Source organism: Micromonospora sp. NPDC005686 (assembly GCF_042871665.1).
In the GTDB taxonomy this organism is placed as follows: domain Bacteria; phylum Actinomycetota; class Actinomycetes; order Mycobacteriales; family Micromonosporaceae; genus Micromonospora.
In genome coordinates this window covers 97078-111072 of sequence record NZ_JBIAIY010000009.1, presented here as the reverse complement: position 1 = coordinate 111072, position 13995 = coordinate 97078, and the positions used below count along the sequence as shown (strand labels likewise).

Below are 13995 nucleotides of genomic sequence, written 5' to 3'. Positions count from 1 at the left end.
GGCCGGCCGGACACGCCGTCTCGGCCGGTCCTCGACCGCGGCCTCCGCTTTCGTAGACTCCTACGCCATGACCGCGCCTGCGCCCGACACCCGCGACCGTGAGCCCGCCCGCAGCGGCGGCGACGGGCCCGTGGCCGACGACTCGTCCGATCCGGGGCCGTCCACCCCGCGCCCGACGACGACCACGGCCCCGGATCGGCCGGAGCAGCCGGAGCCGGACACGGCGGCCGAGAAGCGGCGCGGCGGCCGGTGGCGGCGGGCCGACGCGCTCGTGGCGCTGATCTACCTCGCCGGGGCGTTCTGGGTCACCGCCCGCGGCTGGCGCGACTACGACGGCCGGCTGCTCGGCAGCCGCCCGAACGACCAGGGCTTCAACGAGTGGATGCTGGCGTACGCGGCGCACGCGGTCACCAACCTGGAGAACCCGTTCTTCACCACGCTGCAGAACGCCCCGGCCGGCGTGAACCTGATGACGAACGTCGGGATGCAACTGCCCGGTCTGGTGCTCACCCCGTTCACCCTGCTGTTCGGCGCGTCCTTCTCCTATCTGCTGTTCATCACGCTGAACCTGGCCGGCACCGGATACGCCTGGTACCACGTGTTGTCCCGGCACGTGGTCGGCTCCCGGCCGGCCGCGTTCGTCGGCGGACTGTTCTGCGCCTTCGCGCCCGCGCTGATCTCGCACAGCAACGGCCACCCGCACATCACCGCGCAGTGGCTGGTGCCGTTCATCGTCTGGCGGGTGGTCGCGCTTTCCCGGGGCGAGCGGGTGATCCGCGACGGCCTGATCCTGGGCGGGCTGGTGGTGGCCCAGTTCTTCATCAGCCTGGAGATCCTCTTCCTGACCGCGCTCGGCTGCCTGATGCTGGTCCTCGCCTACCTCGCGTTCCGGCCCCGCGACGCGGTGCGCCGGCTGCGTCCGCTGCTGTCCGGCCTGGCGATCACCGGCGTGCTGGTGTCGGCCGCGGCGGCGTACCCGCTGTGGATGCAGTTCGCCGGGCCGCAGCACCGGGTCGGCCACCCCGGCACCCCGGACATCTACGCCCTCAAGCTCGGCTCGTTCGTCCAATTCGCCACCAAGTCGCTCGCCGGTGGCCCGACCAGCGCGATCGGCTGGGCGCCGAACACCACCGAGCAGGCCAGCTTCTACGGCTGGTCCCTGGTGGTGCTCGCGGCCGGTGTGCTCTGGTGGCTGCGCCGGGAGACCATCGTCCGGGTGCTCGGCGCCGTCGCCGTGGTGTCGGCGCTGTTCTCCATCGGCACCACCTGGACCGTCGGCACCCGTCGCACCGACGTCCCCGCGCCGTTCGCCCTGGTGCAGAACCTGCCCGTGTTCGACTCCGTGGTGGTGTCCCGGTTCGCGCTGATCACCACGGTGGCGCTCGGCGTGCTGCTGGCGGTCGCCGGTGACCGGCTCGCCGCCCGCCGGGGCGAACCGGCCGGCCGGCTGGCCGCCCGCGTCGGGGCCGTCGCGGTGGCCGCCGCGCTGCTGCCGATCCTGCCGATGCCGCTGGACGCGAAGGGCCGCACCCCGGTGCCGGACTTCGTCACCGCCGGCACCTGGCGTGACCACGTGGCGCCGGGCCGCACGCTGGTGCCCGTTCCGGTGAACGGCATGACGTCGCTGTACTGGAGTTCCGCCGCGGTGGCCGGCTTCGCCGTCCCCGAGGGCTACTTCCTCGCCCCGGTGTCCGCCACCGACAACACCGGCCGCTGGGGCGTCGACCCGCAGCCCACGGCGAAGCTGCTCACCGCCGTCTCGCTCGGCGAGCGGGACACCACCGTCGGCCCGGCCGACGTCGACCGGGCGCGCGCCGACGTCCGCCACTGGAAGGCCGACGCGGTGGTGCTGCCCGACCGGGGCGCGCGCCGCCACGACGACCTGAAGACCGTGCTGGACGCGCTCTACGGCCCGGGGGAGCGGGTCGCGGACGTCTGGGTCTGGGACGTCCGGCCGTTCACCCGCTGACCGGTCACGGCGACTTCGTCCAGATCATCAGCAGGTAGCCGCCGAAGTAGGCGGAGAACGCGACGAGCGTCGCCAGCACCGTGGCGGCCCGGGCCCAGCCGGCCCGGGCCAGGCCCACGGCGGCGGGCAGCAGCAGCGGGAACGCCGGCAGCAGGAACCGTGCCTTGGAGTGGTAGTAGCCGGCCGCGCCGAGCGTGGTGACGAGCATCAGGCCGCTGTAGAGCAGCAGCTGCCACGGCTGCCTGTCGATCGCGCTCAGCACGAAGAACATGATCGACAGCAGCGCCACCACGGTGACCACCAGCAGCGGCAGCGCCGCCAACTGGACCAGCGCCCGCTGCCCGCGGTCGACCGTGTAGACGCCGAAGTCGAACGTGGTGCCCCACCCGGCGGACTGGATGTGGAACCAGCCGTCCAGCCGGCCGGTCCGGTCGCCCACCCAGGCCAGGTAGCCCAGCCAGCCGGCCGGGGCGAGCAGCAGCGCCGCCCAGGGCCGCCAGCCGTCGCGCCGCTTGACGATCGCCAGCAGCGCGGCCAGCCCCACCACCGGGATCAGCGACGAGGCGGTGGGCCGGGTCAGGCCGGCGAACAGGCACACCACGCCGGCGGCGACCCAGTGGCGGCGCAGCAGCGCGTACAGCGTCCACGCGGCCAGGGCGGTGAACAGGCTCTCGCTGTAGCCCATCGACTCCACGACGGCGTGCGGCACGGCGCCCCAGAGCGCGGCGAGCAGGATGCCGGTGCGCCGGTCGTGCAGGTGCGCGCCGATCGCGTACAGGCCCCAGGCGGCGGCCAGCGCGGCCAGCCACGCCACGATCAGGGCCGACTCGCGCGGGGTGAACGGGGAGATCCGCTCCAGGCCCGCGGTCAGGCCCGGGTAGAGCGGGAAGAACGCCATGTTGCTCTGCGTCTTCTCGTAGCCGTCGTAGCCGTGCTGGACGATCCCCGCGTACCAGTTGCCGTCGGCCCGGGTGAGCCGCTCGACCGGGGACTCGCCCAGGTTGCGGGCCCACAGGTAGACGACGAGCACGCCGATCAGCCGGATCACCGCGAACACCGCCAGCGCGGGGGCCGCGTCCCGGGCGGCGTCGCGCAGCCGCCGGACGGGGCCCGGCCGGACGGGTTCGGCTGTGGCCGGCCCGGTGTGCGGGGCTGGCGCGGGCCGGCTGGGTTCCTCGGTGGTCACCACGTCCATTGTGCGGTCCCGTTCGCGCTGAGCTGGGGATGTCCGAGGGCCCGCGTGGCGCGGCCGGCGACCCGGCGAACGACCCGGAGCGGGCGCCGGTCGTTGAACAGGATGGAGGGTAGCAACAGTCACACGAGGTCGGGGGGCACCGGCGGCGGCGGGCGTTCGGGCGCGATCCGCTGTCGTAGACTCGCTCGGGTCCGCGGGCGCGGTGCTGGCGATGACGAAACGGGCAGGAATGGGATCTGACGGCACGATCGCAGCGGCGGGCACCCGGGGACGGGTCGTGATGCTGGTGGACAACGGGGTCATGGGGGACTCCCGGGTGCAGAAGGCGGCTCGCTCCGCCGCCGACGCCGGCTGGGACGTCGTGCTGCTCGGCCGGGCGCCGGCCGGTCAGCCGCAGAGCTGGCGGGTCGGCGCCGCCGAGGTGCGCCTCGTGCCGATGCCCGAGCCGCTGGCCCGCCGCCGGCACGAGTTCCGCCGGGCCTGGCTGCGACACCCGCTCGCCTATCCGCCCAGCGGCATCGCGGCGCACCGTACCCAGGCGGTCAAGGCCTGGCGCGCGGACCTGGCGGTACGCCGGGCGGCGCTCACCGTCGCGGCCCGCGAGTCCGGCGCGGGCCGGCCCGGCGGGCTGCCCTGGGCCGCGCTGCGCGCCGAGGAGAAGCTGTCCGGCCTGACCCGCAAGTGGGTCGGGTTCCGCAACCGTCAGCTCACCCGGGCCCGCAAGGGCCGCAAGCTGGACGGCCCCTGGGACCGCGCGTACACGCTGTTCTGGCGGAAGCTGCGCGGCGACGGCGCATGGCGGCGCCTGGAGCCGGGGCTGTGGGACTACGAGCTGGCCTACGGGCCGGTGGTCGACGAGCTGGCGCCGGACCTGATCCACGCCAACGACTTCCGGATGCTCGGCGTCGGCGCCCGCGCGAAGGTCCGGGCAGCCGCGAAGGGCCGGCGGATCGCCCTGGTCTGGGACGCCCACGAGTACCTGCCCGGCGTGCAGCCGTGGCGCGACAACGCCCGCTGGCTGCCCGGCAACGTGGCGCACGAGCGGGAGTACGTGCCGTACGCCGACGCCACCATGACCGTCTCCGGCGGCCTGGCCGACCTGCTGCGCACCGAGCACGGGCTGGTCGAACGGCCGGCGGTCGTGCTCAACGCCCCGGCGGTCGACGAGCTGCCCGCCGACGCGGCCGAGCCGGCGCCGGACATCCGCGCCCGCTGCGGGCTCGGCCCGGACACCCCGCTGCTGGTCTACAGCGGGGTGGCCGCCGCCAAGCGCGGCCTCGGGGTGATGGTCGAGGCGCTGCCCCGGCTGCCCGGCGCGCACGTCGCGTTCGTGGTCAACAAGCCCGACTCGGCGTACGTCAGGGGCCTGGTCACCCGGGCCGGCGAGCTGGGCGCGGCGGACCGGCTGCACGTGCTGCCGTACGTGCCGCACCACCAGGTGGTCCGGTACCTCAGCGGCGCGCAGGTCGGCGTCATCCCGATCCAGCACTGGCCGAACCACGAGATCGCGCTGATCACCAAGTTCTTCGAGTATTCACACGCCCGCCTGCCGCTCGTCGTCTCCGACGTGCGCACCATGGCCGAGACTGTCCGGGAGACCGGTCAGGGCGAGGTGTTCCGCGCCGAGGACGTGGCCGACTTCGCCCGCGCGGTCACCGCGGTGCTCGCCGACCCGCAGCGCTACCGCGCCGCGTACGACCGGCCGGGCCTGCTGGCCGGCTGGACCTGGGAGGCGCAGGCCCGGGTGCTCGACGAGGTCTACACCCGGCTGCTGCCCGGCGCGCCGCCCCGTCCGGCGTCGCCGGCGCCCGCCCCGGTGGAGCCGGCACAGGTGGAGGTGGGGGCGTGAACGGGCCGGACGTGACAGTGGTGGTGGCGGTCTACAACACCATGCCCTACCTGACCGCCTGCCTCGACTCGCTCGTCGGGCAGACCATCGGCCTGGAGCGGCTGGAGGTCGTCGCCGTCGACGACGGCTCCACGGACGGCAGCGGCGCGGAACTGGACCGCTACGCGCAGCGCTACCCGGGCACGGTCCGGGTGCTGCACCAGGCCAACTCCGGCGGCCCGGCGGCGCCGAGCAACCTGGCGCTCGACCACGCCCGCGGCCGGTACGTCTTCTTCATCGGCTCGGACGACCACCTCGGCCCGGAGGCGCTGGAGCGCCTCGTCGACGCCGCCGACCGGTGGGACTCCGACGTGGTGCTGGGCCGGATGGTCGGCACCAACAAGCGGTACGTGCACCAGGCCGTCTACGCCACCACCCGGGAGCGGCTCGACCTGTTCGACAGCGACCTGCCCTGGTCGTTGTCGAACACCAAGCTGTTCCGGCGGGAGCTGATCGAGCGGCACGGCCTGCGGTTCCGCACGGACATGCCGATGGGCAGCGACCAGCCGTTCACGCTGGAGGCGTGCTTCCGGGCGAAGAAGGTGTCGGTTCTCGGCGACTACGAGTACTACTACGCGGTCAAGCGGGACAACGCCCAGAACATCACCTACGCCAGCCGGTTCTCCGAGCGGTTGCGCTGCGCCGAGGAGCTCGTCGGTTTCGTCGCCGGCCTGATCGAGCCCGGCGCGCGACGCGACGCGGTGCTGGTCCGCCACTTCACCTGGGAGGTGGCGAAGCTGCTGCGCGAGGAGTTCCTCACCCTCGACCCGGAGGTGCAGCGGCACGTCCACGACCGGATCCGCAAGCTCGCCGAGGCGTACCTGACCGACGGCGTGACCGCCCGGATGGCGCCGGAGGAGCGGCTGCGGGTGGCGGTGGCGCGCGACGGCGACCTCGACGCGCTGCGCACGTTGATCGGGCAGCAGTCGGACCGGTCCCTGCCCGACGTCGTCGTCGAGGGTGACAGCTGGTACGCCGACCACGTCGGCTTCCGCGACCCGGCGTTCGGCTATCCGGACGACTGGTACGACGTGACCGGCCGGGCCGCCGCGCTGCTGGCCAGGCTGACCGCGACCGGGCTGGCCTGGGGACGCGACGCCGCCGGGGCGCAGGCGCTGGTGATCACCGCGCGCAGCCGCCGGGCCGAGCTGACCGAGCTGAGCGCGGACGCGCTGCGCGTCAGCGTGGGCGATCTGACGGGTGTCACGTCGGTGGAGTCCGCCGGGCCCGGTACCGTCGTACGAACGGATTTCGCGGTGGACCGGTTGCTGGCGGTCGTCGCGGCGGCCGGCGAGCGTCGTATCGTGCGCGCCGAGGTCTCCGCCCTGGGCGGAACGGGCGCGGCGCCGCTGTGCGCCGACCACCCCGTCGGCGCACCCCGGCTGATGGCCCGGCGCGGAGTCCGATGGCACCTCGTCACGCCCACCACGAACCACAAGGGCCAGGTGATCGTCGCGATCACGCCGGTGACCCCCGGTCGGTTCCTTGCCCGCCTGCGCCGAATCTGGCCCTCTGGAGGAAAGTAGTTCATGAACATCTGCGTCGTCGCGCTCGGCAAGATCGGTCTTCCCCTGGCCGTGCAGTTCGCGTCGAAGGGGCACCGGGTGATCGGCGCCGACGTCTCCGAGCGGGTCGTCCAGCTGGTCAACGACGGTGCCGTGCCCTTCCCGGGCGAGGCCGACCTGGACGTCAAGCTCAAGGAGACGGTGGCCGCCGGCCTGCTGTCGGCCACCACCGACACCGCCGCCGCGGTCGCCGAGTCGGAGGCGGTCGTCGTGGTCGTGCCGCTGTTCGTGGACGCCGAGGGCGTGCCGGACTTCGGCTGGATGGACGACGCCACCCGGGCCATCGCCCGTGGGCTGAAGCCGGGCACGCTGGTCAGCTACGAGACCACGCTGCCGGTCGGCACCACCCGTAACCGGTGGGCGTCGATGCTCGCCGAGGGCTCCGGCCTGACCGCCGGCACCGACTTCCACCTGGTGTTCAGCCCTGAGCGGGTGCTCACCGGCCGGGTCTTCGCCGACCTGCGCCGCTACCCCAAGCTGGTCGGCGGCATCGACGAGGCGTCGGCCGCGCACGGCGTGCGGTTCTACGAGGCGGTGCTCGACTTCGACGAGCGGCCCGACCTGGACCGGCCCAACGGCGTGTGGGACCTCGGCTCGACTGAGGCGTCCGAGCTGGCCAAGCTCGCCGAGACGACCTACCGGGACGTGAACATCGGCCTGGCGAACCAGTTCGCCCGCTTCGCCGACACCGTCGGCGTGGACGTCACCAAGGTCATCGAGGCGTGCAACACCCAGCCGTACAGCCACATCCACTCGCCGGGCATCGCGGTCGGCGGCCACTGCATCCCGATCTACCCGCGGATGTACCTGTGGAACGACCCGGCCGCCACGGTGGTCCGCTCGGCCCGCGAGGCGAACGCGGCCATGCCGGAGTACGCGGTCGACCTCCTCGCCGCCGCGTACGGCGACCTGACCGGGGTGGGCGTGCTGGTGCTGGGCGCCGCCTACCGGGGCGGCGTGAAGGAGACCGCGTTCTCCGGTGTCTTCCCGACCGTTGACGCGCTGCGCCGCCGGGGCGCGGTGCCGTACGTCTCGGACCCGATGTACACCAACGAGGAGCTGGTCGCGCACGGCCTGCCCGGCTACGACGGCGAGCCGGTCGGCGCCGCGGTGATCCAGGCCGACCACGCGGAGTACCGCACTCTCGCCCCGGCCGACCTGCCGGGCGTGACGGTGCTCGTCGACGGCCGCCGCGTCACCGACCCGGCGCGCTGGACCGGCGTGCGCCGGGTGGTCATCGGGGGCTGACCCTACCGACTTCACGGGCCCCGGCCGTCTCGAACGGCCGGGGCCCGTCGCGTGCCGCCGCCGGAATCACGCCGTGCGGAGTTCACCTGCCGGACACCCCGGCAATACTTGTGTCATGTGACCCGTTTAGGGTCGCAGCCGTCGGAAATCGACTCGGACCGACATCGGTCGGGCAGACAGGGAGCGTGTCGTTGTTCAGCAGAGTACGCAGCCAGCAGGGTCTCGCCGCGGTCGGCGCGACGCTCCTCGGCTACGCGGTCATGGTCCTCGCCGGAGTCCTCGGCCTGGTGGTCCCGTACGCGGTGGCCGCGGTGGTCGCCGTCGCCGGTGAACTGGCCCTGGCCGGGCGGCACACCGGGACCGCCACGCTGCTCGACAAGGCCGGTCTCGGCGAGATCTTCCGGCGGCTGGTGCGGGACCTGTCGGTCGTCCTGCTCGTGGTCGCCACGGTGCGACCCGGGGTGGCCGGCACCGTTGCCGTCCTGCTGCTGCCCGCCGCGCTGTGGACGGTGGCCGTCGCCACCAACGCGGTGACCAAGGTGATCGACGGCCGGGTCGACCCCCCGGCGTACACCCGCAACATCGACCTCGGCGCGCTGCGGCGGGTTCCGGTGCCGCCGGCCTGGGCACGGCAGCTGGCCGGGCTGCGCATGCCGCTGCTGAACGTGCTGCTGGTGCCGGCCGCAGTGGTGGCCGCCGCGCTCGACCGGGTCGCCCCGGTGGTGGTCACCGGCCTGGCCACGCTCGCCGCCGGCCTGGTCACCGCCGCGGTGCTGGCGCTCACCGCGCTGCGCGGCCGGGGCAGGGCCCCGGGTGTGCTGCCCGCCGTGCACGACTGGATGGCCCGGGAACGGCCCGAGGTGGCGCTCTACTTCGCCGGCCCGGCCAAGGACGTCTACCAGGCCAACATGTGGCTCGCGCCGGTGGAGGCGACCGACCGTCGCGCCGTCGTGCTGCTGCGCGCCGCGGACGCGTTCGAGCAGCTCGCCGACACCCGGCTGCCGGTGATCTGCGTGCCGGCCGGCGTCGACTTCATGAATCTGGACCTGGGCTCGCTGCGCGTGGCGCTGTACGCCGCGAACGTCGGCGCCAACATCCACCTGCTGCGGGAGCCGGGCGTGAAGCACGTCTTCGTCGGCCACGGCGACAGCGACAAGCAGGCGAGCGTGAACCCGTACAGCAAGGTGTACGACGAGGTCTGGGTGGCCGGGCCGGCCGGGCGGGAACGGTACGCCCGGGCCGACGTCGGCGTGCTGGACCGCGACATCGTGGAGGTCGGCCGCCCGCAGCTGGCCGGGGTGCACACGTTCGGTTCCGGCGCCGCCGACCACCGTTTCACGGTGCTGTACGCGCCGACCTGGGAGGGCTGGCTCGACGACGACCCGTACCACACGTCGCTCGTGCTGATGGGGGAGCGGATCGTGTCCGGCCTGCTGGCCGCCGGGGACGTGCGGGTGATCTACAAGCCGCACCCGCTGACCGGGACGCGCTCGCCCAAGGCCCGGGCCGTGCACGAGCGGATCGTGGCCCGGATCAAGGCCGCCGGCGGCGAGACCGATCCGTCCGCGCTGGACGGCGCCGCGCACCTGGTGGTCACCGGCCGTACGCCCGGGCTGTTCGACTGCTTCAACGTCACCGACCTGCTGGTCAGCGACGTGTCCAGCGTGGTCTCCGACTTCGTGCAGAGCGAGCGGCCGTACGTGGTGGCCAACCCGGCCGGTCTGCCCGAGGACGAGTTCCGGCGGCAGTTCCCGACCGCGCGGGCGGCGTACCTGCTCTCGGCGGACTGCGGCGAGTTGGCGAAGATCCTCGACGTGACCCGAGCCGGCGACGACCCGCTGACCGGGGCGCGGCGGGAGCTGAAGGAATACCTGCTCGGTCCGGCCGGGTCGAACCCGATGGACCGGTTCCGGGACGAGATCGGCCGGCTCTGCGGCTGACGCGTACCGACGGAACGGGGCGACGACCGGCGCGGTCGTCGCCCCGTTCGCTGCTCAGCCCTGGTGCGGCGAGTTGTCGACGTCGCGGGAGACGACCTCGCCCTTGGCGTCGACCCAGCCCTTCGGGCGGGCCGGGTTGCCAGCCACCAGCTGGTACGGCTTGACGTCGCGGGTCACCACCGAGCCGGCGGCGATCATCGCGTACTCGCCGACCTCGATGCCGCAGACGAGCGTGGCGTTCGCGCCGATCGAGGCGCCCCGGCGGACCAGCGTCGGGGTGATCGTCCAGTCCGGGTTCTGTGCGCGCGGGCGGAAGTCGTTCGTGAACACCGCGCACGGGCCGACGAACACCTCGTCCTCGATGGTCACGCCCTGGTAGACCGAGACGTTGTTCTGGATCTTCACCAGGTCGCCGACGGTGACGCCCGCGTCGACGTAGACGTTGCGGCCGATCACGCAGCCGGCACCGACCTGGGCGCTGGACCGGATGTGCGCCAGGTGCCAGACCTTGGTGCCGTCGCCGACCTGGGCGCCGGACTCCACGTCGGCCGTCGGGTGGACGAAGACGGAGGCGGACCGGTCGTTGCTGTCAGTCATCTCAACTCGCATCATGCAGGGCGCGTCGCGCCGTCGGGCGGGCTCGACGCAGCATAACGAGCGCTCACCCGAGCAGTTCGGCCACCGCGTCGGCGGCGGGCCGGTCGGCCGGCAGCGGATGCGCGGCGGCCACCGCGTCCACCGGCAGCGCCGCGTACAGGTGCGGGAACAGCGCGCCGCCGCGCGAAGCCTCCCAGCGCAGCGCGTCGCCGAGCCGGGCCTCGTCGACCGCGAGGAGGGTCAGACCGGTGACCCCGGCGAAGAACCGGCGTGCGGTCTCCACCACCTGGCCGGCGGCGGACAGGTGCACGTAGCCGTCCTGCCGGTCCATCGCGGTGCCGGCGAACCGCCCGTCCACCCGCGCCTGCGCCCACTCGTCGTCGGAGAGAATCTTGTAGATCACGGCAGCAGCCTAGAGCGGCCTCGCGTCCCGGCGGCGCGTCTGCCACCATTCGCAGGGCAACACGTCGAGCGGAGGGAGGCGCGGGTGCGGATCCTCCTGGTCGAGGACGACCGCCGGGTCGCCGCGGCGTTGTCGTCCGCGCTGAGCCGGCGCGGCTACCAGGTGGAACACGCCGCGACTGTCGCCGCCGCGCTCTCCGCCGCGCCCTGCGACCTGGTGCTGCTCGACCTGGGGCTGCCCGACGGCGACGGCACCGAGGTGTGCCGTGAGCTGCGCCGGCGCAGCAGCCGGCTCGGCATCATCGCGGTCACCGCGCGCGGCGAGGAACGCGACCGGGTGCTGGGGCTGCGGCTGGGCGCGGACGACTACGTGGTGAAGCCGTTCTCCATGGTGGAGTTGCAGGCACGGATCGAGGCGGTGCTGCGCCGGGCCGCGCACACCGCGCCGCAACGCAACCTGATCGAGGCCGGCACGGTCCGCATCGACGTGGGCGGCCGGACGGTGAACGTGGCCGGCCGGGACGTCACGCTCACCCGTAAGGAGTTCGACATCCTGCTGTCCCTGGCCCGCCAGCCCGGGGTGGCGGTGCCGCGCGAGCGGATCCTGCTCGACGTGTGGGGCACCACCTGGGCCGACCGGCACACCGTCGAGGTGCACGTCGGGTCGTTGCGCGGCAAGCTCGGCGACCCGACGCTGGTGGAGACCGTACGCGGGGTCGGCTACCGGCTCCGCGACGCGTGAGGAGGGGCCCGTGCGCCGCCGGCTGGTGATCAGCTACCTGCTGTTGATGGTGCTGGTCCTGCTCGCCCTGGAGACCCCGCTGGCGGCCACCCTCGCGACCCGGGAGACCGACCGGGTACGCGCCGACCGCCTCGCGGACGCCACCCGCTTCGCCTCGCTGGCCGGGCCCGCGTTGCGGGGTGGCAGTCCCGGCCCGCTGGACGGGGAACTGGCCGCCTACGAGGCGCTGTACGGCATCGGCGCGGCGGTGGTCGACCGGGAACGGCGCACCGTGGTCGCCTCCTCCGGTTGGGAGCCGGACGAGGGCGCCGGCCCGGCGCTCGACACCGCGCTCTCCGGACAGCAGTTCAGCGGCCCGGAGTCGGTCTGGCCCTGGGACAGCGCGCCGGTGGTGACGGCCGTGCCGATCAACGACGGCGGCGAGGTGCTCGGCGCCGTGGTCACGACCAGCCCGGCGGACGGGGTGCGCCGCTCCGTCGCCCTGTGGTGGCTGCTGCTGGCCGGCATCGGCCTGCTGGCGGTGCTGGCCTGCGTCTCGACCGCGTTCGGGCTGGCTGGCTGGGTGCTGCGCCCGGTCACCGAACTGGACGCGGTGACCCACGAGATCGCCGAGGGCCGCCGCACCGCGCGGGTCCGCCCCCGGCTCGGCCCGCCCGAACTGCGCCGGCTGGCGACCAGCTTCAACGACATGGCCGACGCGGTCTCCGACGTGATGGACCGGCAACGCGCCTTCGTCGCGCACGCCAGCCACCAGCTCCGCAACCCGCTCACCGCGCTACGGCTGCGGGTGGAGGAACTGGGTCCCAACCTCACCGACCCGGACGGACGCGCCGAGCACCGGCTGGCGCTGGAGGAGACCGACCGGCTCGCCACTGTGCTCGACGCGCTGCTCACCCTGGCCCGCGCCGAGCGGGAGGAGAACCAGCGGGTCACTGTGGACGCCACCGCCACGGCCGCCTCCCGGGTGGCGGCCTGGCTGCCGCTGGCCCGGCACCGCGAGGTCGCGCTCCGCCTCGACGTGGAAGACGCGCCGGTGTACGCCCGGACCGTGCCGACCGCCATCGACCAGGCGCTCGACGCCCTGATCGACAACGCCGTGAAGTTCAGCGGCACCGGGGGAGAGGTGACGGTGACCGTACGCGCCGGCGGCGGCGGCGGGACGGTGCTGACGGTCAGCGACACCGGTCCGGGCATGACGGCGAGTCAGCTCGACCAGGCCACCGAGCGGTTCTGGCGGGCGCCGGACGCGCAGAACGTGGACGGCGTGGGTCTCGGCCTGACCATCGCGGCGGTGCTCGTGGACGCCTCCGACGGCCGGCTCACCATGCGTCAGGGCGAGCCCCGGGGCCTCGTCGCCGAGCTGTGGTTCCCGGCGCCCGCCGACGACCCGCCCGCGGTCGTCGACCTGCCCGGGGCCGTCGCGCCGCACGAGGCCGTCGAGCCGGCCCGGCGCTGACCCGGCGTCAGGGCTTCGCGTCGCGATACCACTGCGCCGCGCCCGGATGCAGCGGCAGCGGGGTGGTGACGATGGCCGACCGAGGGCTCATCCGTCCCGCCGCCGGGTGGGCGGCGGCCAGCTCCTGCCGGCGATCCATCAGCAGCCGGGTCACCTCCCGCACCAGCGCGGTGGGCAGGCCGGCGCGGACGATCAGGTAGTTCGGGTTCGCCACGGTGCTGACCGGGTCGGCCCGGTAGACCGAGCGCGGCACGTCCCGGGTCACGTAGACCTGCCCGTACGCCCGGCGCAGCGGCTCGGTCCAGGCGCCCAGGTCGACGATCCGCAGCGAGGTCCGCTGGGCCAGGTCGGCGACGCCGCGCACGGGTAGCCCGCCGGAGAAGAAGAACGCGTCGATCCGTCCCTCCCGCAGGGCCGCCACCGAGTCGTCCAGCCCCAGGTGCTCCTGGCGTATCCGGTCGCCGTCGAGCTGGGCCACCGCCAGCAGGCGGGTCGCGGTGATCTCCGTGCCGGAGCCGTCGGCGCCCACCGACACCCGCCGGCCGCGCAGGTCGCCGAGCGTGCGGATCGGCCCGCCGGCGCGGGTGACCAGGTGCAGCAGGTCGTCGTAGACCCGGGCCACCGCCAGCACCGACGGATGCGCGGGCTCGCGCGGCGGCAGCACGTCGGCCTGGGTGAAGCCCAGTTCCGCCTCCCCGGCGCCGACCAGCCGGACGTTCTGCGCCGAGGCGGCGGTGACCACCACCTCGGCCCGCACGCCGGGCAACTCCCGGTTGAGCAGCGCCGCGAGCGACTTGCCGAAGGCGTGGTAGACGGCGGTGGGGCTGCCGGTCGCGATCCGGATGCGGGTCGGCTCGGACGGCTCGTCCCGGCACCCGGCAGGCCCGGTGACGAGCAGGAGCACCAGCACGAGCGGGGCGGCGGCGCGCACAGGCCAGTGTCGGCTCACGGGCTGCACTCTGCGCCGTGCACCCGTCGCCGCGCAAGCCCGGA

General features: G+C 74.1%; 11 protein-coding genes. 7 read left to right on the top strand and 4 right to left on the bottom strand.

What is annotated here, in order from left to right:
* Positions 1 to 67 precede the first annotated feature (67 nt).
* Entirely contained in the window at positions 68 to 1969 is a 1902-nt protein-coding gene (locus ACFYON_RS21015; RefSeq protein WP_354867361.1) for a hypothetical protein, read from the top strand.
* A gap of 4 nt (positions 1970 to 1973) precedes the next feature.
* Here ACFYON_RS21015 and ACFYON_RS21010 read toward each other — a convergent pair whose 3' ends face one another.
* Positions 1974 to 3164 carry a hypothetical protein gene (locus tag ACFYON_RS21010; RefSeq protein ID WP_387189125.1) on the bottom strand — a complete coding sequence of 397 codons (1191 nt, stop codon included), beginning with the start codon at positions 3162 to 3164 and terminating at the stop codon, positions 1974 to 1976.
* A gap of 229 nt (positions 3165 to 3393) precedes the next feature.
* Between ACFYON_RS21010 and ACFYON_RS21005 the strand changes: the two genes are divergently transcribed.
* The 4 genes from ACFYON_RS21005 (at position 3394) to ACFYON_RS20990 (ending at position 9805) form a co-directional block, all read left to right on the top strand.
* Positions 3394 to 5013 (top strand): glycosyltransferase family 4 protein, encoded by a 1620-nt coding sequence (locus ACFYON_RS21005; protein ID WP_355095835.1) that lies wholly within the window; start codon positions 3394 to 3396, stop codon positions 5011 to 5013.
* Complete coding sequence (locus ACFYON_RS21000; RefSeq protein ID WP_355095833.1) at positions 5010 to 6578, top strand: glycosyltransferase; 1569 nt, start codon at positions 5010 to 5012, stop codon at positions 6576 to 6578. Before ACFYON_RS21005 ends, ACFYON_RS21000 begins: the two co-directional genes overlap by 4 nt.
* Before the next feature lie 3 nt (positions 6579 to 6581).
* The gene (locus ACFYON_RS20995) at positions 6582 to 7865 is read left to right on the top strand and encodes a nucleotide sugar dehydrogenase (RefSeq protein ID WP_354867351.1); all 1284 of its coding nucleotides are present in this window, start codon (positions 6582 to 6584) and stop codon (positions 7863 to 7865) included.
* A 191-nt stretch (positions 7866 to 8056) separates the two neighbouring features.
* Positions 8057 to 9805 carry a CDP-glycerol glycerophosphotransferase family protein gene (locus tag ACFYON_RS20990; RefSeq protein WP_354867348.1) on the top strand — a complete coding sequence of 583 codons (1749 nt, stop codon included), beginning with the start codon at positions 8057 to 8059 and terminating at the stop codon, positions 9803 to 9805.
* A 54-nt stretch (positions 9806 to 9859) separates the two neighbouring features.
* Here ACFYON_RS20990 and ACFYON_RS20985 read toward each other — a convergent pair whose 3' ends face one another.
* Both ACFYON_RS20985 and ACFYON_RS20980 read right to left on the bottom strand, forming a co-directional pair.
* A complete protein-coding gene (locus ACFYON_RS20985; RefSeq protein WP_354867346.1) occupies positions 9860 to 10402 on the bottom strand; it encodes an acyltransferase in 543 nt (180 codons plus the stop codon).
* 64 nt (positions 10403 to 10466) lie between these two features.
* Complete coding sequence (locus ACFYON_RS20980) at positions 10467 to 10805, bottom strand: DUF952 domain-containing protein (protein WP_354867343.1); 339 nt, start codon at positions 10803 to 10805, stop codon at positions 10467 to 10469.
* A gap of 84 nt (positions 10806 to 10889) precedes the next feature.
* Between ACFYON_RS20980 and ACFYON_RS20975 the strand changes: the two genes are divergently transcribed.
* Positions 10890 to 11546 carry a response regulator transcription factor gene (locus ACFYON_RS20975; protein WP_354867341.1) on the top strand — a complete coding sequence of 219 codons (657 nt, stop codon included), beginning with the start codon at positions 10890 to 10892 and terminating at the stop codon, positions 11544 to 11546.
* 10 nt (positions 11547 to 11556) lie between these two features.
* Positions 11557 to 13002, top strand: a complete 1446-nt coding sequence (locus ACFYON_RS20970; protein ID WP_387189127.1) for a sensor histidine kinase — start codon at positions 11557 to 11559, stop codon at positions 13000 to 13002.
* Between the two features lie 7 nt (positions 13003 to 13009).
* Here ACFYON_RS20970 and ACFYON_RS20965 read toward each other — a convergent pair whose 3' ends face one another.
* Positions 13010 to 13933: a TAXI family TRAP transporter solute-binding subunit gene (locus tag ACFYON_RS20965; RefSeq protein ID WP_387187912.1), complete on the bottom strand. Its 924-nt coding sequence runs from the start codon at positions 13931 to 13933 to the stop codon at positions 13010 to 13012.
* Positions 13934 to 13995 lie beyond the last annotated feature (62 nt).

What these genes read in the sequence shown, in the direction of transcription:
- ACFYON_RS21015 (WP_354867361.1), top strand. Translation starts at nt 68, where the DNA reads ATGACCGCGCCTGCGCCCGACACCCGCGACCGTGAGCCCGCCCGCAGC.
- ACFYON_RS20995 (WP_354867351.1), top strand. Translation starts at nt 6,582, where the DNA reads ATGAACATCTGCGTCGTCGCGCTCGGCAAGATCGGTCTTCCCCTGGCC.
- ACFYON_RS20985 (WP_354867346.1), bottom strand. Translation starts at nt 10,402, where the DNA reads ATGACTGACAGCAACGACCGGTCCGCCTCCGTCTTCGTCCACCCGACG.
- ACFYON_RS21005 (WP_355095835.1), top strand. Translation starts at nt 3,394, where the DNA reads ATGGGATCTGACGGCACGATCGCAGCGGCGGGCACCCGGGGACGGGTC.
- ACFYON_RS21010 (WP_387189125.1), bottom strand. Translation starts at nt 3,164, where the DNA reads ATGGACGTGGTGACCACCGAGGAACCCAGCCGGCCCGCGCCAGCCCCG.